The 17,503-nt window shown below is 63.2% G+C and carries 13 protein-coding genes; 12 read left to right on the top strand and 1 reads right to left on the bottom strand.

Features of this window, described 5'->3' with window-relative positions; translation table 11 throughout:
* The first annotated feature begins 6 nt into the window (after positions 1–6).
* The 7 genes from N511_RS0104665 to N511_RS0104630 all read left to right on the top strand — a co-directional run bounded on the left by N511_RS0104665 (position 7) and on the right by N511_RS0104630 (position 10,385).
* The gene (locus tag N511_RS0104665; protein WP_027678226.1) at positions 7–1,671 is read left to right on the top strand and encodes an acyl CoA:acetate/3-ketoacid CoA transferase; all 1,665 of its coding nucleotides are present in this window, start codon (positions 7–9) and stop codon (positions 1,669–1,671) included.
* A 405-nt stretch (positions 1,672–2,076) separates the two neighbouring features.
* Positions 2,077–2,667 carry a TetR/AcrR family transcriptional regulator gene (locus N511_RS0104660; protein WP_021196492.1) on the top strand — a complete coding sequence of 197 codons (591 nt, stop codon included), beginning with the start codon at positions 2,077–2,079 and terminating at the stop codon, positions 2,665–2,667.
* Positions 2,668–2,718: 51 nt separating this feature from the next.
* Positions 2,719–4,506: an acyl-CoA dehydrogenase C-terminal domain-containing protein gene (locus N511_RS0104655; RefSeq protein WP_027678225.1), complete on the top strand. Its 1,788-nt coding sequence runs from the start codon at positions 2,719–2,721 to the stop codon at positions 4,504–4,506.
* Between the two features lie 190 nt (positions 4,507–4,696).
* Positions 4,697–7,177, top strand: a complete 2,481-nt coding sequence (locus N511_RS0104650) for a 3-hydroxyacyl-CoA dehydrogenase/enoyl-CoA hydratase family protein (protein ID WP_027678224.1) — start codon at positions 4,697–4,699, stop codon at positions 7,175–7,177.
* A gap of 33 nt (positions 7,178–7,210) precedes the next feature.
* A complete protein-coding gene (locus N511_RS0104645) occupies positions 7,211–8,410 on the top strand; it encodes an acetyl-CoA C-acyltransferase (protein ID WP_012761166.1) in 1,200 nt (399 codons plus the stop codon).
* Positions 8,411–8,628: 218 nt separating this feature from the next.
* Positions 8,629–9,594, top strand: coding sequence for a DegV family protein (locus N511_RS0104635; protein ID WP_037026267.1), 966 nt, complete (start codon positions 8,629–8,631; stop codon positions 9,592–9,594).
* Positions 9,595–9,620: 26 nt separating this feature from the next.
* Positions 9,621–10,385 (top strand): enoyl-CoA hydratase, encoded by a 765-nt coding sequence (locus tag N511_RS0104630; protein WP_027678222.1) that lies wholly within the window; start codon positions 9,621–9,623, stop codon positions 10,383–10,385.
* 62 nt (positions 10,386–10,447) lie between these two features.
* On the opposite strand, the gene N511_RS0104625 is transcribed toward N511_RS0104630, so the two are convergent.
* A complete protein-coding gene (locus tag N511_RS0104625; protein WP_037026264.1) occupies positions 10,448–10,885 on the bottom strand; it encodes an acyl-CoA thioesterase in 438 nt (145 codons plus the stop codon).
* A 90-nt stretch (positions 10,886–10,975) separates the two neighbouring features.
* Here N511_RS0104625 and N511_RS0104620 point away from each other — a divergent pair, with 90 nt between their 5' ends.
* The 5 genes from N511_RS0104620 to N511_RS0104600 all read left to right on the top strand — a co-directional run bounded on the left by N511_RS0104620 (position 10,976) and on the right by N511_RS0104600 (position 17,490).
* Entirely contained in the window at positions 10,976–12,817 is a 1,842-nt protein-coding gene (locus tag N511_RS0104620) for an ABCB family ABC transporter ATP-binding protein/permease (RefSeq protein ID WP_027678220.1), read from the top strand.
* 15 nt (positions 12,818–12,832) lie between these two features.
* Positions 12,833–13,777: a LysR substrate-binding domain-containing protein gene (locus N511_RS0104615; protein WP_027678219.1), complete on the top strand. Its 945-nt coding sequence runs from the start codon at positions 12,833–12,835 to the stop codon at positions 13,775–13,777.
* A 151-nt stretch (positions 13,778–13,928) separates the two neighbouring features.
* Complete coding sequence (locus N511_RS0104610; RefSeq protein WP_027678218.1) at positions 13,929–15,230, top strand: Glu/Leu/Phe/Val family dehydrogenase; 1,302 nt, start codon at positions 13,929–13,931, stop codon at positions 15,228–15,230.
* A gap of 523 nt (positions 15,231–15,753) precedes the next feature.
* Positions 15,754–16,662: a glutamate/aspartate ABC transporter substrate-binding protein gene (locus tag N511_RS0104605; RefSeq protein WP_027678217.1), complete on the top strand. Its 909-nt coding sequence runs from the start codon at positions 15,754–15,756 to the stop codon at positions 16,660–16,662.
* 99 nt (positions 16,663–16,761) lie between these two features.
* Positions 16,762–17,490, top strand: a complete 729-nt coding sequence (locus N511_RS0104600) for an amino acid ABC transporter permease (RefSeq protein ID WP_027678216.1) — start codon at positions 16,762–16,764, stop codon at positions 17,488–17,490.
* Positions 17,491–17,503 lie beyond the last annotated feature (13 nt).

The raw sequence follows: 17,503 nt of genomic DNA, 5'->3' as shown, positions 1-17,503 counted from the left end.
GGAGACATGCAAGTCATCACAGCGGATGCGGCCGCGCGCTTGGTGCAGCCACGGTGGACGGTGGCATGCGCAGGGTTTGTCGGCGCAGGCCATGCAGAGGCCGTCACGCACGCGCTGGAGCGCCGGTTTCTGACCACGGGCGAGCCGCGCGATCTGACGCTTGTCTACTCGGCCGGACAGGGCGATCGCGCCACGCGCGGCGTCAACCACTTCGGCAATCCCGGGATGACGCGCTGTGTTGTCGGTGGGCATTGGCGCTCCGCCACGCGGCTCGCGGACATGGCGCTCGCCGAGCAGTGCGATGCATTCAATTTGCCGCAGGGCGTGCTCACGCATCTGTACCGCGCCATCGCAGGCGGCAAGCCCGGTGTGCTGACGAAGATGGGTCTGCACACCTTCGTCGACCCACGCACGGAGCTTGACCCGCGCTACCACGGTGGCGCGATCAATCAGCGCGCCAAGGCAGCGCGTGCGGCCGGTCAGGCGTCGTGGGTTGAGTACGAGCGCTTTCGCGGCGAAGACTATCTCTTTTACCCGAGCTTCCCGCTGCACTGCGTCTTCCTGCGCGGCACCGCTGCCGACCCGCGCGGCAACATCAGCACGCACGAAGAAGCCTTTCATCACGAGCTGCTGGCCATGGCGCAGGCCGCCCGCAACTCGGGCGGCATCGTCATCGCGCAGGTGCGCCGGCTCGTTGATCGGCATGACAACCTGCAGGCGATCCACGTGCCGGGCATCCTCGTCGATTACGTGGTCGTTGCCGACGATGAAGCCGAACACCAGATGACCTTCGGGGAAGCGTTCAACCCGACCTACATTCGCCCCTGGCAAGGCGAGGCGATCCAGCTCAAGCAAGACGTCATCGAAGCGAGCGAGCCGCTGGAGGCGAATCAGCACGGCGCGCTCGACGCTCGCACGCTGGTGCAACGCCGCGCCGTGCTGGAACTGATCGCGCAGCAACCACGCGTCGTGAACCTCGGCGTGGGCATGCCCGCGGCCGTCGGCGCCCTCGCTGAACAGGAGGGCGCGCGCGGCTTCACTCTTACCGTGGAGGCAGGGCCGATTGGCGGCACCCCGGCAGATGGCCTCAGCTTTGGCGCGTCGGCCTATCCCGAAGCAGTCGTCGATCAACCCGCGCAGTTTGACTTCTACGAAGGTGGCGGCATCGATCTCGCCATCCTCGGCCTGGCAGAACTGGATGGGGCCGGCAACGTCAACGTCAGCCTGTTCGGCGAGGGCGGCGACACCATCGTCGCGGGCGTCGGCGGCTTCATCAACATCACGCAGAGCGCGCGTTCGGTCGTGTTCATGGGCACGCTCACCGCCGGCGGCCTGCAGGTCGAAGCCGAAGGCGGCAAGCTGCGCATCGTGCGCGAAGGACGGCTCAAGAAGATCGTGCCGGCTGTGTCGCACCTCACGTTCAACGGTGAATATGCGGCGCGATCAGGCATTCCCGTGCGCTATGTGACCGAGCGCGCCGTTTTTGAGATGCGCGACGATGGCCGCGGCGGCCGGCGCCTCACGCTCACGGAAATCGCGCCCGGCATCGATCTGCAGCGGGACGTATTGGATCAATGCGCCGCGGACGTTGCCGTGGCAGCCGACCTGCGTGAAATGGACGCGCGCATCTTTCGCCGCGGCGCCATGTATGCCGGCATCACGCCGGCCTAATTTTTCCGTCTGTTTATTTACTGATGGGTAGCACTAGAAAATCCGTCGGATATGCTGCGCCAGGCCCGTCTTATGGGTGCGGCGCACACCCCGCAAAGCCTTTGCTCTAAAGGGTTTACGGGATTCGCGCTGCGCCGCGCAAGGTGACGATTCAATGTCGCCATTTAGATGGCGCTTTCTAATAAAACACTTGCCGCTCAAAGGCCCCCTGTAAATAATTGAACGACCGTTCGATTTTGGGCTAGAGTGTTTGCGCAGGCTGGTTTACAGTCCTGCCCGGCACGCAAAAGGCGCCCTGCAGCAAGCCAATTTTCTCGCGTGTCACGCCCCAGAAAAGAACGGAGAGAAATCATCATGCGTCACCCGACCGCTCGTCTCGAATCGAATCACGCAGCAGCTACGCCGATGCGCAAGGGCGAGCTGACACGTGCAGCGATTCTCGATGCCGCGCTGGAACTGGCCTCGCGCGACGGACTGGAAGGATTGACGATCGGTGTGCTCGCGGAGCGCATGCAGATGAGCAAGAGCGGGGTGTTTGCACACTTCGGCTCGCGTGAGGATCTGCAGGTGGAAGTGGTTCGCGAGTATCACAAACGGTTCGAGCAGGAAGTCTTCTACCCGAGCTTGACGGAACCGCGCGGTCTGCCGCGCCTGTGGAGCATGGTGCGACGCTGGATGGAGCGCCGCATTCAAGAGGTGACCACGGGCTGCATCTATATCAGCGGCGCGGTGGAGTACGACGATCGTGCCGAAAGCCCGGTGCGCGACGAACTCGTCAAGAGCGTGACGATCTGGCGTGCAGCTTTGGCCCGCGCGATCGCACAGGCGAAGGAAGAAGGCCATCTGCGTGCAGAAGCGGACCCGCAATTGATGCTCTTCGAGATGTACAGCCTGGAGCTGGGTCTGCATCACGATGCGCGTTTCCTGCGGTTGCCGAACAGTGCCGAACTGGCCATGGTGGCGCTCAACAAACTCATTCAGTCTTACCGAACCTGACGCGGCATCGCACACCTAGCGGTCGCGCAGTACACACCAAGGAGTTGCAAGATGGGTCAATACACCGCACCGCTGCGTGACATGCAGTTTGTTCTCCACGAGCTTCTCGGCGTGGAGAACCACCTGAAGGAGATGCCGCAGCACGCGGAGATCGATGCCGACACCATCAACCAGGTGATCGAGGAAGCCGGCAAGTTCTGCTCCGAAGTCATCTTCCCGCTCAACCAGTCTGGCGATCGCGAAGGCTGCACGTACCACGGCGACGGCGTGGTGACCGCTCCGAAGGGCTTCAAGGAAGCGTATCGACAGTATGTCGAGGCCGGCTGGCCTTCGCTGGGCTGCGATCCGGAGTACGGCGGTCAGGGCCTGCCCATCCTGATCAACAACGCGCTGTACGAGATGCTGAACTCGGCCAACCAAGCCTGGACGATGTATCCGGGCCTGTCGCACGGCGCATACGAAGCCCTGCACGCACACGGCACCGACGAGCTCAAGCAGCGTTACCTGCCGAAGCTGGTGTCGGGCGTGTGGACCGGCACGATGTGTCTGACCGAGCCGCATTGCGGCACCGACCTGGGCATCCTGCGCACCAAGGCTGAGCCGCTGGCGGATGGCTCGTATGCCATCACCGGCACGAAGATCTTCATCTCGGCAGGCGAACACGACCTGGCCGAGAACATCATTCACCTGGTGCTGGCACGTCTGCCGGACGCGCCGGGCGGCACGAAGGGCATCTCGCTGTTCGTGGTGCCGAAGTTCATCCCCGATGCCAACGGCAACCCGGGCGAGCGCAACGGCGTGAAGTGCGGCTCCATCGAACACAAGATGGGCATCCACGGTAACGCCACCTGCGTGATCAACCTGGATGGCGCAAAGGGCTGGATGGTCGGCGAGCCCAACAAGGGCCTGAACGCCATGTTCGTGATGATGAACGCGGCGCGTCTGGGCGTCGGCATGCAGAGCCTGGGCCTGACCGAAGTCGCTTACCAAAACTCCGCTGCCTACGCCAAGGAACGCCTGCAGATGCGCAGCCTCTCGGGCCCGAAGGCACCGGACAAGCCGGCTGACCCGATCATCGTGCACCCGGACGTACGTCGCATGCTGCTGACCCAGCGTGCCTTTGCCGAAGGTGGCCGCGCATTCAGCTATTGGATCGCCCTCCAGATTGACCGCGAGCTGTCGCACGAAGACGAGTCCGTGCGCAAGGACGCGGCGGATCTGGTCGCGTTGCTCACCCCGATCGCCAAGGCCTTCCTGAGCGACAACGCATTCATCGCCACCAACGAAGGCATGCAGGTGTTCGGTGGCCACGGCTACATCGCCGAGTGGGGCATGGAGCAATACGTGCGCGACGCCCGCATCAACATGATCTACGAAGGCACGAACACCGTGCAGTCGCTGGACCTGTTGGGCCGCAAGATCCTGGGCGACATGGGCGCCAAGATGAAGAAGTTCGGCAAGCTGGTCCAGGACTTTGTGGAAGCCGAAGGCACCAACGAAGCCATGCAGGAATTCATCAACCCGCTGGCCGACATTGGCGACAAGGTCCAGAAGCTGACCATGGAAATCGGCATGAAGGCCATGGCCAACCCGGACGAAGTCGGCGCCGCCGCTGTGCCGTACCTGCGCGTGGTCGGCCACCTGGTGTTTTCGTACTTCTGGGCCCGCATGGCCAAGATCGCCCTGGAAAAGCAAGACAGCGGCGACTCCTTCTACAAGGTCAAGCTCGCAACGGCGCGCTTCTACTTTGCCAAGCTGCTGCCTGAGACGGCTTCGCAGATCCGCATGGCACGTGCCGGCGGCGCGACGCTGATGGCACTCGAAGCCGACCTGTTCTAAGGAAACCTGCCCACGATCCTACTGCGCGGTCCGATCTTGGCACTGCGATGCTCGCCGTACCCATGTACGGCTGCGCTTCTCCCGCCAACCTCGAACCGCTCGCTACGGATCGCGAGCAGGTTTCAACGCCTCTTTTTGTTGCTCCCGCTTGTGCGGGGGTGACGACTCCTCTTCTTTCCGCGAGGACACCATGACCCGCACTGAACTCCCCACCAGCGCGCAGCCGCAGGCCGGCCAGCGTTCCAACTTCCTCGTCCGGCGCGTTGCAGTGCTGGGCGCCGGCGTGATGGGTGCGCAGATTGCCGCGCACCTGATCAACGCCAAGGTTCCTGTCACGCTATTCGACCTGCCTGCCAAGGAAGGCCCGAAGAGCGGCATCGCGCTCAAGGCCATCGAAAACCTGAAGAAGCTGTCGCCGGCACCGCTCGGCATCAAGGATGACGCGAACCTCATCCAGGCTGCGAACTACGAAGACGACATCGAGAAGCTGCGCGACTGCGATCTCGTCATCGAAGCGATTGCCGAGCGCATGGACTGGAAGCACGATCTGTACAAGAAGGTCGCGCCGCACATTGCTGCGCACGCGATCTTCGCGTCGAACACGTCGGGTCTGTCGATCACCGAACTGTCGGACGGTTTTGACGCCGAGCTGAAGTCGCGCTTCTGCGGCGTGCACTTCTTCAACCCGCCGCGCTACATGCACCTGGTCGAGCTGATCCCGACTGCCCACACACGCGGCGACATTCTCGACAAGCTGGAAACGTTCCTCACCTCCGCACTCGGCAAGGGCGTCGTGCGCGCGAAGGACACGCCCAACTTCATCGCCAACCGCGTCGGCATCTTCTCGATCCTGGCGGTGTTTGCGGAGTCGGCCAAGTACGGCATTCCGTTTGACGTGGTGGATGATCTGACGGGCTCGAAGCTGGGCCGCGCCAAGTCGGCGACGTTCCGCACGGCGGACGTGGTGGGCCTGGACACGATGGCGCACGTCATCAAGACGATGCAGGACAACCTGAAGGACGATCCGTTCGCGCCGGTCTACGCCACGCCGCCCGTGCTGGCCAAGCTGGTGGAGGCGGGCGCCCTGGGCCAGAAGACTGGCGCCGGTTTCTACAAGAAGGAAGGCAAGGAAATCAAGGTGCTGGATCCGCAAAGCGGCCAGTACGGCCCGAGCGGCAAGAAGGCCGACGACATCGTTGTGCGCATCCTGAAGAAGGAGCCGGCCGAGCGTCTGAAGCTGCTGCGCGAATCGACCAACCCGCAGGCGCAATTCCTGTGGGCTGTGTTCCGCGATGTGTTCCATTACATCGCGGTGTACCTGGAGCAGATTGCCGATTCGGCTGCGGAAGTCGATCTGGCGATCCGCTGGGGCTTCGGCTGGAACAGCGGCCCGTTCGAAGACTGGCAAGAGGCCGGTTGGAAGCAGGTGGCCGAGTGGGTGAAGGAGGACATCGAAGCCGGCAAGGCGCTGTCGAACACAGCCCTGCCGCAGTGGGTGTTCTCCGGTCCGGTCGCAGACAACGGCGGTGTGCATTCGGCACAGGGTTCGTGGTCGGCCAAGCAGGGCACGTTCCTGCAACGCAGCACGCTGCCGGTGTACGGCCGCCAGGTGTTCCGTGCACCGATCAAGGGTGCGACCGCGGTGAACCCGCTCACGTATGGCAAGACGATCGAAGAGACCGACGCTGTGCGCATCTGGGTGGACGACGCGGCCGGCCAGGACGACGTGCTGATCGTCTCGTTCAAGAGCAAGATGAACACGATCGGACCGAGCGTCATCGACGGTCTGACGCGCGCGGTTGATCTGGCGGAAGCCGGCTACAAGGGTCTGGTGGTGTGGCAGCCGACGTCGCTCAAGCTGGGCGCACCGGGTGGTCCGTTCTCGGCCGGTGCAAACCTGGAAGAAGCCATGCCGGCCTTCATGATGGGGGGCGCCAAGGGCATCGAGCCGTTCGTCAAGAAGTTCCAGGACGGCATGATGCGCGTGAAGTACGCCGGCGTGCCGGTTGTGTCCGCCGCATCGGGCATCGCACTGGGCGGCGGCTGCGAGCTGCTGCTGCACTCGGCCAAGCGTGTGGCTGCGCTGGAAACGTACATCGGCCTGGTGGAAGTGGGCGTGGGCCTCGTGCCGGCAGGTGGTGGCCTGAAGGAGGCGGCTCTGGCGGCAGCCAAGGCTGCGCAGGCAGCCGGCAGCACGAACATCCTGCAGTTCCTGACCAACCGTTTCCAGGCGGCGGCCATGGCCAAGGTGTCCTCTTCCGCGCTGGACGCGCAGAAGATCGGCTACCTGCAACCGACCGACACCATTGTCTTCAACGTGCATGAGCTGCTGCACGTTGCACGCAACGAAGTGCGTGCGCTGTCCGATTCGGGCTATCGCGCGCCGCTGCGCCCGGTGGGCATTCCGGTGGCGGGCCGTTCGGGCATCGCCACGATCAAGGCGTCGCTGGTGAACATGCGTGACGGCGGGTTCATCTCGCAGCACGACTTCACGATCGCCTCGCGCATTGCAGAAACCGTGTGCGGCGGTGATGTCGAAGCGGGTGCGCTGGTGGACGAAGAATGGCTGCTGGCGCTGGAGCGCAAGGCCTTCGTGGATCTGCTCGGCAGCTCCAAGACCCAGGAACGCATCATGGGCATGCTGCAGACCGGCAAGCCGGTGCGCAACTAATTGCTGCGACGACAGAGAGACAGGAGTTTCATCATGACCAAGCAACTGCAAGACGCCTACATCGTCGCCGCGACGCGTTCCCCGATCGGCAAGGCGCCGAAGGGCACGCTCAAGAACCTGCGCCCGGACGACCTGCTGGCGACCATCCTCAAGAGCGCTGTCGCCCAGGTGCCCAACCTGGATCCGGCGCTGATCGAAGACGCCATCGTCGGCTGCGCGATTCCCGAAGCGCAGCAGGGCCTGAACGTGGCGCGTATCGGTGCGCTGCTGGCCGGCCTGCCCAACACCGTGGGCGGCGTCACCGTCAACCGCTTCTGCGCCTCGGGCCTGACCGCCGTGGCAATGGCTGCTGACCGCATCCGCGTGGGCGAATCCGACGTGATGATCGCCGCCGGTGTCGAATCGATGAGCATGGTGCCGATGATGGGCAACTCGCCGTCGATGTCGCCGGACATCTTCACGCGTGACGAGAATGTCGGCATCGCCTACGGCATGGGCCTGACCGCCGAGAAGGTCGCCCAGCAGTGGAAGATTTCGCGCGAGGCGCAGGATGCTTTCTCGCTCGCGTCGCATCAGAAGGCGCTCGCTGCGCAGCAAGCCGGCGAATTCAAGGACGAGATCACCCCGATCGAGATCATCGAGAAGTTCCCGAACCTGGGCACCGGGGCCATCGACATCAAGACCCGCACGATGTCGCTGGATGAAGGCCCGCGTGCCGATACGTCGGTCGAAGGCCTGGGCAAGCTGCGCGCCGTATTCGCCAACAAGGGCAGCGTGACGGCCGGCAACAGCTCGCAGACGTCGGACGGTTCGGGCGCGTTGATCCTGGTGTCGGAAAAGATCCTCAAGCAGTTCAACCTGGTGCCGCTGGCGCGCTTTGTGTCGTTTGCGGTGCGCGGTGTGCCGCCGGAAATCATGGGGATCGGTCCGAAGGAAGCGATTCCTGCCGCGCTGAAGGCCGGTGGCCTGACGCAGGATCAGATCGACTGGATCGAACTGAACGAGGCGTTTGCCGCGCAGTCGCTCGCCGTGATCCAGGACCTGGGCCTGGACACCAGCAAGATCAACCCGCTGGGCGGCGCGATCGCGCTGGGCCACCCGCTGGGCGCCACGGGTGCCATTCGTGCGGCCACGGTGGTGCACGGCCTGCGCCGTCGCAACCAGAAGTACGGCATGGTGACGATGTGCGTCGGCACCGGCATGGGCGCCGCGGGCATTTTCGAACGCATGTGACCCCACGTCAGGGGGAAGGATTAAGTTCTTCCCCCTGCTTGTAAATCGCCCGTCTCAGCACGCATGATTGCGCAGGCGCGCGCAGTACTACATCAACAAGCGCGCCGAAGAACGCAGCCGGCACCTGGCCGGCATCGCGACAGAAGCGGAACCATGATTCCGCGACAGAGGAGACACACCACCGGGTCACCGGCGGTGCACCAAGAGGAGGGCGCGCGATGGGCAACACTATCGGCGACACAATCGTATTGACCGACGCGGCATGCGACATGCCACGCTCGATGATCGATCAGCTGGGGTTGGGCGTGGTGCCGTTCCGCATTCGTGCGGGCGAATTGTTTGTTGAAGACCGCCGCGACGAGGCGGCGCTGCCGCAGCTCTATCGCAAGTACCTCGTCGACAAGCAGGATCACTATGCCGAATCGATTCCGCTGCTCGAACGCGAGATCGAAGACTTCCTGCTCAAGCACGTGGTCACGCAGCACGACCGCGCCTTGCTCCTGACGATTGCCAGCTCGCGCAGCCATTTCTACAGCCACGCCACCGGCGCGGTGGTGGGCACCACGGCCAAGAGCTTCAAGCCACGCAAGGATGCCGGCCGCTCAGGCCTGTTTGAGTTGACGGTGGTGGACACCGGCGCCATTGGCCCCGGCCAGGCGCTGATGGTGCACGAGGCCGCCCGCATGCTGCGCGAAGGCGCGGAGGTGCGCGACGTGGTGCACGTGATCGAAAACCGCCTGCGCGATGCCTCGCACGTCTACCTCGTCCCCGACGAGTTGCTGTACATGTACACGCGCGCCAAGCAGAAGGGCGAGAAGAGCATCACATGGAGCCGCTACATGATGGGCACGGCGTTCAACGTGCGTCCGCTCATCCATATGCATCGTGGCGAGACGGAAGCCATCGCCAAGGTGCGGGGCTCCGAGGAAGGCATTCGCCGCCTGCTTGCGCATACCGAAACCATGATCGCCGAGGAGCGTCTGGCCACGCCCGTGGTGGCGATCACGTATTCCGGTGCGCTCGACACCGTGCGGCGCATGGAGCCTGTGCAGGCGTTGATGCGAACCGCACAGGACCACGGCGTGGAAGTGCTGCTCGCGCCGATGAGCCTGACCGTGGCGTTGAACGTGGGCGCCAACGCGTTCTCCGTCGGTTATCTATCTGACTCGCCTGTGCCGATTTAGCGGCGCAGATTTCACCTGGAGTTTTCATGTCGATTCGTACCGAGACCGCAGACGGCGTCCTGACGCTCACGTTTGACCGCCTGGACCGCAAGAACGCCATCACGGCCGCGATGTATCAAACGTTGGCCGATGCCCTGGTGGCCGCCGAGACCGATCCCGCCATCCGCGTGATCGTGCTGGCCGGCCACGAGAGCGTATTCACGGCGGGCAACGATCTCGAAGACTTCATGAAGAATCCGCCCAAGGACGAAAGCGCCCCCGTGCACCAGTTCCTGAAGGCGATCAGCTCGGCGACCAAGCCGCTGATCGCTTCGGTGAGCGGCGCGGCGGTGGGTGTAGGCACGACGATGCTGCTGCATTGCGACCTCGTCTATGCGTCCGACACCGCCAAGCTGTCGATGCCGTTCGCGCAGCTGGGGCTCTGTCCGGAAGCCGCATCGAGCCTGTTGCTGCCGCAGCTGGCCGGCTATCACCGCGCGGCGGACAAGTTGCTCTTCGGCGAGCCGTTCGACGCGAACGAAGCGCGCGAGCTGGGCCTGGTCAATCGCGTGCTGCCCGCCGGGGAGCTGGAGGCTTTCGTGCGGACGCAGGCGCGCAAGCTGACGCTGCTGCCGCCCGCGTCGCTGCGCGCCACCAAGCGCCTGATGAAGGAGGGCGCTACGCCGCAGATCGCCGAGCGCATGTCGGTGGAAGGCAAGCAATTCGGCGAAATGCTGCGTGCTCCGGAAGCGCGCGAAGCGTTCACGGCGTTCTTCGAAAAGCGCCGCCCGGATTTCTCCAAGTTCAACTGAGCCAATCGTTCCCCTGCAAAAGAAAACCCGGCGCGAAGCCGGGTTTTGTTGGGCGTGGCCGTTCAGAGCGGCGGCAGCACGCGCGGCTTGCGGGTCTCGTCGGTCGCCACGTAGGTGAGGGTGGCTTCCGTCACCTTGACGGTGGCGTGCCGGCCGTTGGCGTGCATGCGTTGCGCATAGACCTCCACGTCCACGGTGATCGACGTACGGCCCGTCTTGACCACGTTGGCGTAGAAGCTCACCAGATCGCCCACGTACACCGGTTGCTTGAAGACGAACGAGTTGACGGCGATCGTGGCCACGCGGCCGTTGGCACGCACCACTGCAGGGATCGACCCGGCGATGTCCACCTGCGACATGATCCAGCCGCCAAACACATCGCCGTGGACGTTGGCGTCGGACGGCATCGGCATCACACGCACGGCGGGCTGCTTGTCGGCGGGCAGCGTGACGGTTTCAGTGGTGGCTTGGGTATCGGACATGATGATGCAGGGCAGCATTGAAGCGGAGGGAGGGCCCACCAGCGGGGCCAGGGCGCGCGCAGGTGATCGGTGGGAGAATACACAATCCGCCATTTTATTGCACCGCACATGCGTCGCTTTCCCGCCTCTTCCGAACCGCCTCCGCCGGGGGCTGCCCGCGGCGACTGGCGCACCATCAAGAGCCTGCTGCCGTATCTGATGGCCTACAAGTGGCGTGTGGCGCTGGCGCTGTCGTTCCTGATCGCAGCCAAGGTGGCAAACCTTGGGGTGCCGATGGTCATGAAACGGCTGATCGATTCCATGAACGTGTCGCCGTCCGACCCCCGCGCGCTGCTGGTTGTGCCGGTGGGCATCATCATCGGCTACGGGCTGCTGCGGCTGTCGACGTCGCTGTTTTCGGAGCTGCGCGAAATCCTGTTCGCGAAGGTCACGGAGAGTTCGGTGCGCACGCTCGCACTGCAGGTGTTCCGCCATCTGCATGCGCTGTCACTGCGTTTTCACCTTGAGCGCCAGACCGGCGGCATGAGCCGCGATATCGAACGCGGCACGCGCGGCATCCAGTCGCTCATCTCCTATTCGCTGTACAGCATCCTGCCGACGCTGGTGGAAGTCGGCCTTGTCATCACGTATTTCTTCGTGAAGTACGACGTGTGGTTCGCGCTCATCACGTTCTGCGCGCTGGTCAGCTACATCGTCTTTACGGTGACCGTGACGAACTGGCGCACGCACTTCCGTCGCAAGATGAACGAGCTGGATTCGCGCGCGAACCAGAAGGCGATCGATTCGCTGCTCAACTTCGAAACGGTCAAGTACTTCGGCAACGAAGACTACGAAGCGCGTCGCTACGACGAGAACCTGAAGCACTACCGCGCCGCGGCCATCCGCTCGCAGAACTCGTTGTCGGTGCTGAACTTCGGCCAGCAGTTCATCGTCGCTACGGCGCTCATCCTGATTCTGTATCGCGCCACGCAGGGTGTCGCGGCGGGGCACATGACGCTGGGCGACCTCGTGCTCGTCAACACGCTGATGCTGCAGATCTACATTCCGCTCAATTTCCTGGGCGTGATCTACCGCGAGCTGAAGCAGGCGGTGACCGACATGGACCGCATGTTCAACCTGCTGCAGACCAACCGCGAAGTGGCCGACAAGCCCGACGCCAAACCGCTGGCGGTGCACGCGGGCGAAGTGCGCTTCGCGCATGTCGACTTCGGCTACGAGGCCAATCGCCAGATCCTGTTCGATGTGGATTTCACGATTCCGGCTGGCACGACCACGGCGGTGGTGGGACAGAGCGGCTCGGGCAAGTCGACGCTGGCGCGCCTGCTGTTCCGCTTCTATGACGTGAAGTCCGGCGCCATCCAGATCGACGGACAGGACTTGCGCGATGTCACGCAATCCAGCGTGCGCGCCGCGATCGGCATCGTTCCGCAGGACACGGTGCTCTTCAACGACAGCATCTATTACAACATTGCCTACGGCCGCCCCGATGCAAGCCGCGAAGAGGTGATCGAAGCCGCCCGCGCGGCGCAGATCCACCATTTTGTCGAGTCGCTGCCGGACGGCTACGAGACGCAAGTCGGCGAGCGCGGCCTCAAACTCTCGGGCGGCGAAAAGCAGCGCGTGGCAATTGCGCGCACGCTGCTCAAGCGTCCGCCGATTCTCGTCTTCGATGAAGCGACATCGGCGCTGGACTCGCGCACCGAGCACGCCATCCAGGAAGAACTGATGCGCCTGGCGCAGAACCACACCACGCTGGTCATCGCACACCGCTTGTCGACCATCGTGCGTGCGCACCAGATTCTGGTGATGGAGCACGGTCGCATCATCGAGCGCGGCACGCATGAATCGCTGTTGCGCGCGGAAGGCCGCTACGCGCAAATGTGGCGCATGCAGGCGCGCGAGCCGGAGCGCGTGGCCGAAGAAACAGAAGAAGACGCCCGGGCAGGTTGAGGGGGAGACAACACGATGGAACTGAAATGGCTGGAAGACTTCATCAGCCTGGCCGAAACGCGCAGCTTTTCGCGCTCGGCCGAATTGCGGCACGTGACGCAGCCGGCGTTTTCGAGGCGCATTCAATCCCTTGAGGCGTGGCTCGGCAACGAACTGATCGACCGATCAAGCTACCCCACACGCCTCACGCCCGCCGGCGAAGTGTTCTACGAACAGGCGTTGGCGATGCTCGCCCAAGTGAGTGAGACGCGCGCGCTGATGCGCGGCCAGCGTCCTGCCAGCGCATCGACGATCGACTTTGCGGTGCCCCATACGCTGTCGCTGACGTTCTTCCCGGGGTGGCTCGCGCAGGTGGAAGAAAAGATCGGCAAGCTGCAATGCCGGCTGCGCGCGCTCAACGTGCACGATGCTGTGATGACGCTGGTGGAGGGCGGCTGCGATCTCGTGATGGTGTATCACCACGCGCGGCAGATGATCCAGCTCGACCCCACGCGCTACGACATGCTGGTGCTGGGCACCGAGCGGCTCTCGCCGTTTTCCAAGCCCGACGCGAGCGGGCGGCCGATTTATCGGCTCGTTCCGACCGCACGCAAGCCCATCGCCTACCTGAGCTATACGCCCAACGCCTTTCTCGGGCGCATGGTCGATGTGCTGCTGGAAAACTCGCCGGTGGCGCCGCTGCTCGACAAGTGCTACGAAACCGACATGGCGGAGGCGCTCAAGGTGATGGCGCTGGCGGGCCATGGCGTGGCCTTCCTGCCCGAGAGTGCGGTGCGCGAGGACGTCGCAGCCGGGCGCCTCGTGCGCGCGGAAGGCAAGGGCGGCGGCACGTTGTCGATCGAGATGGAAATCCGGCTTTACCGCGAGCACCCGCAGAGCGGCGCCCATGACCGTCGGCACCCCCAGTCCAAGCGCAAACGCGAGCTGATCGACACGTTATGGAGCGCGCTGGCGGACTGAACGGACTACCGTATTCGAGTAGAGGGTTATGCGCCAGATGCATAACCCGATGTAAAAACGGCATTGGATTTCGTTCTGGCCGGTCCCTAAGCTGGCGGGCATTTTGTGGGACTTGAAGGACCTTACCGAGGTCCAAAAAAGGAAGACAGCCATGTCCAATGTCGCATCTCCGTCGACACTCCAGCACGCCATCCCGTCCTATCTGCCGGCCGACAACCTCGGCCCGTGGGGCATCTATCTGCAGCAGGTCGACCGGGTCACCCCCTACCTCGGCTCGCTCGCACGTTGGGTTGAAACGCTCAAGCGCCCCAAGCGCGCGCTGATCGTCGACGTGCCCATCCAGATGGACGACGGCCGCATCGCCCACTTTGAGGGCTATCGCGTGCAGCACAACACGTCGCGCGGTCCGGGCAAGGGCGGCGTGCGTTTCCACCAGGACGTGACGCTGTCGGAAGTGATGGCGCTGTCGGCGTGGATGTCGGTGAAGAACGCGGCCGTGAACGTGCCGTACGGCGGTGCCAAGGGCGGTATCCGTGTCGATCCGCGCAAGCTGTCTTCCGGTGAACTCGAACGCCTGACCCGCCGCTACACCAGCGAGATCGGCATCATCATCGGGCCGAACAAGGACATTCCGGCTCCGGACGTGAACACCAACGCGCAGATCATGGCGTGGATGATGGACACGTACTCCATGAACGAAGGCTCCACCGCCACCGGCGTGGTGACCGGCAAGCCGATCGCGCTGGGCGGCAGCCTGGGCCGTCGCGAAGCCACGGGCCGCGGCGTGTTCGTGGTCGGCAGCGAAGCTGCGCGCAACCTTGGCATCGACGTCAAGGGCGCGCGCGTGGTGGTGCAGGGCTTCGGCAACGTCGGCAGCGTGGCCGCCAAGCTGTTCCACGACGCCGGCGCCAAGGTCATTGCCGTGCAAGACCACAAGGGCATCGTGTTCAACGGCAACGGCCTGGATGTCGACGCGCTGATCCAGCACGTCGACCACAACGGCAGCGTGGCCGGTTTTGCGGCAGAGACCGTCTCGCAAGACGATTTCTGGGCGCTGGACTGCGAATTCCTGATCCCGGCCGCGCTGGAAGGCCAGATCACCGTCAAGAACGCGCCCCATATCAAGGCAAAGATTGTCGTGGAAGGTGCAAACGGCCCCACGACGCCCGAGGCAGACGACATCCTGCGCGACCGAGGCATCCTGGTCTGCCCGGACGTGATCGCCAACGCCGGCGGCGTGACGGTCAGCTACTTCGAGTGGGTGCAGGATTTCTCGAGCTTCTTCTGGACCGAAGACGAGATCAACCAGCGCCTGGTACGGATCATGCAAGATGCCTTCCGTGGCGTCTGGCAAGTGGCGCAGGACAACAAGGTTACTCTGCGTACGGCGGCGTTCATCATCGCCTGTACGCGGATTCTGCAGGCCCGCCAAGAGCGCGGTCTGTACCCCTGATCGGCAACGCGCTGGTCAATACCGGCGCGGTGCTCCAACAGGGTGCCGCACCGGTCTATCGCGTTGCTGCCGATCAGGCGGCCATGCGCGACGGTTGAAGAAAGCCGGTGCTCATGGGACGAACCATAACGTTCCGGAGCGTCGCACCATGAGAAGGGCGATGGCAGCATCGTCGTCCTTCCCATCCTCAAGTCGGGTTCGTTAAGCGACAGAGAGCGCACATCGGGCGGGCTTTATTTCCCCTGGTTTTTCCTTAGCAATTGGCGGTCATTCCGCTCAAGCAACCGTGCCTGCGTGCCGATGTTGCAGAGCGTTGCCATGTCTGGCCCTGCGCGTCTTTTCCGGTTTTCCGGAAAAGCACAACGTAAGGTATCCGGTTGCTCGGAAAATGCGATTGCGGCAGGGTCCGCGCCAGAGGAAAAACTCCGTTGGATTCAACGATTTAGTGGCAACACCAATACTGTCACCAAACGTTTTTTGGTACAGTCCCGTCTTTCTCTTTCATGGTCAAAAGGAGACTTTCATGAACCTCGCCAAGCTGGCAACCGTGGTTGCAGCCGTTGGTGTCGCCGTTGGTACGTTCGGCAGCGCTGCCCACGCAGAAGAGCTGACTGGTACGCTCAAGAAGATCAAAGACACCGGCACCATCACGCTGGGCGTGCGCGATTCGTCGATTCCGTTCAGCTACAACGTCGGCGGTGTCCGCACGATCGGCTATTCGTACGACGTCGCCACCAAGATTGCCGAGGACGTGAAGAAGCAACTCGGCCTGAAGGATCTGAAGATCAACGAGATTCCGGTCACGTCGCAGAACCGCATCACGCTGCTGCAGAACGGCACCATCGATCTCGAGTGCGGCTCGACCACGAACAACCTCGAGCGCCAGAAGCAGGCATCGTTCACGAACACCATCTTCATCATCGGCACCCGCATCATGGTGAAGAAGGATTCGGGCATCAAGGACTGGGCTGACCTGAAGGGCAAGAACGTCGTGACCACCGCCGGTACGACGTCGGAACGCCTGCTGCGCAAGATGAACGACGAGAAGCAGCTCGGCATGAACATCATCAGCACGAAAGACCACGGCCAGTCGTTCCTGACGCTGGAATCGGGCCGCGCTGTCGCGTTCATGATGGACGACGCCCTGCTGTACGGCGAGCGCGCCAAGGCCAAGAACCCGGCCGACTGGGTGGTCGTTGCCAAGCCGCAATCGCGTGAATCCTACGGCTGCATGGTCCGCAAGGATGATGCTCCGTTCAAGGCACTGGCTGACAAGACCATTGCCGGCATGATGAAGGACGGCACGATCAACGCCGAATACAAGAAGTGGTTCGAGCAGCCGGTTCCGCCCAAGGGCGTGAACATGGAGTTCCCGCTGTCGGACGACATGAAGGCGCTGATCAAGAACCCGAACGACAAGGCTCTTGACTGATCGGCTCCCTCAACGGGCCTGATACAAGCGTCACCGAAACGGAAGGCAAAGGCCGGTTAACAGGTCTTCTCCCTTCCGTTTCTTTTTGAGGGAACCATCATGAATTACCACTGGAACTGGGGCGTCTTCTTCACGGAAGCCGCCCAGAATCAGACCTACCTGGACTGGCTGCTCGCGGGGTTGAAGACCACTGTCGTGCTCGGCCTGTCGTCCTGGATCATCGCGCTCGTCATCGGCTCCGTGCTCGGCGTGCTGCGAACGGTGCCGAACAAGTGGCTGTCGGGCCTTGCCGCAGCGTATGTGGAACTGTTCCGCAACATTCCGCTGATCGTGCAGCTGTTCATCTGGTATTTCGTCGTGCCTGAACTCGTGCCGGGCGGCGACTACATCAAGCAGATGAACCCCAATACGTCGATGTTCCTGTGCGCCATGCTGTGTCTCGGTACCTTTACCGCGGCGCGTGTGTGCGAACAGGTGCGTTCGGGTATCAACTCGCTGCCCCGCGGTCAACGCAATGCGGGCCTGGCGATGGGCTTCACGTTGGCGCAGACGTATCGCTATGTGATGCTGCCGATGTCGTTCCGCATCATCGTGCCGCCGCTCACGTCGGAGTTTCTGAACATCTTCAAGAACTCGGCCGTGGCGTCGACGATCGGTTTGCTGGAGCTGGCCGCACAAGGCCGCCAACTGGTGGACTACACCGCTCAGCCGTACGAATCGTTCATCGCCGTGACGCTGATGTACATGCTGATCAACCTGACCGTTATGGGCCTGATGCGCTGGGTGGAAGCACGTTCCCGGCTGCCTGGCTTCATCGGCGGCAAGTAATCGAGGCGAGGAC

Source organism: Ralstonia sp. UNC404CL21Col, from assembly GCF_000620465.1.
In the GTDB taxonomy this organism is placed as follows: domain Bacteria; phylum Pseudomonadota; class Gammaproteobacteria; order Burkholderiales; family Burkholderiaceae; genus Ralstonia; species Ralstonia flatus.
This window is presented reverse-complemented; position numbering and strand designations above follow the sequence as displayed.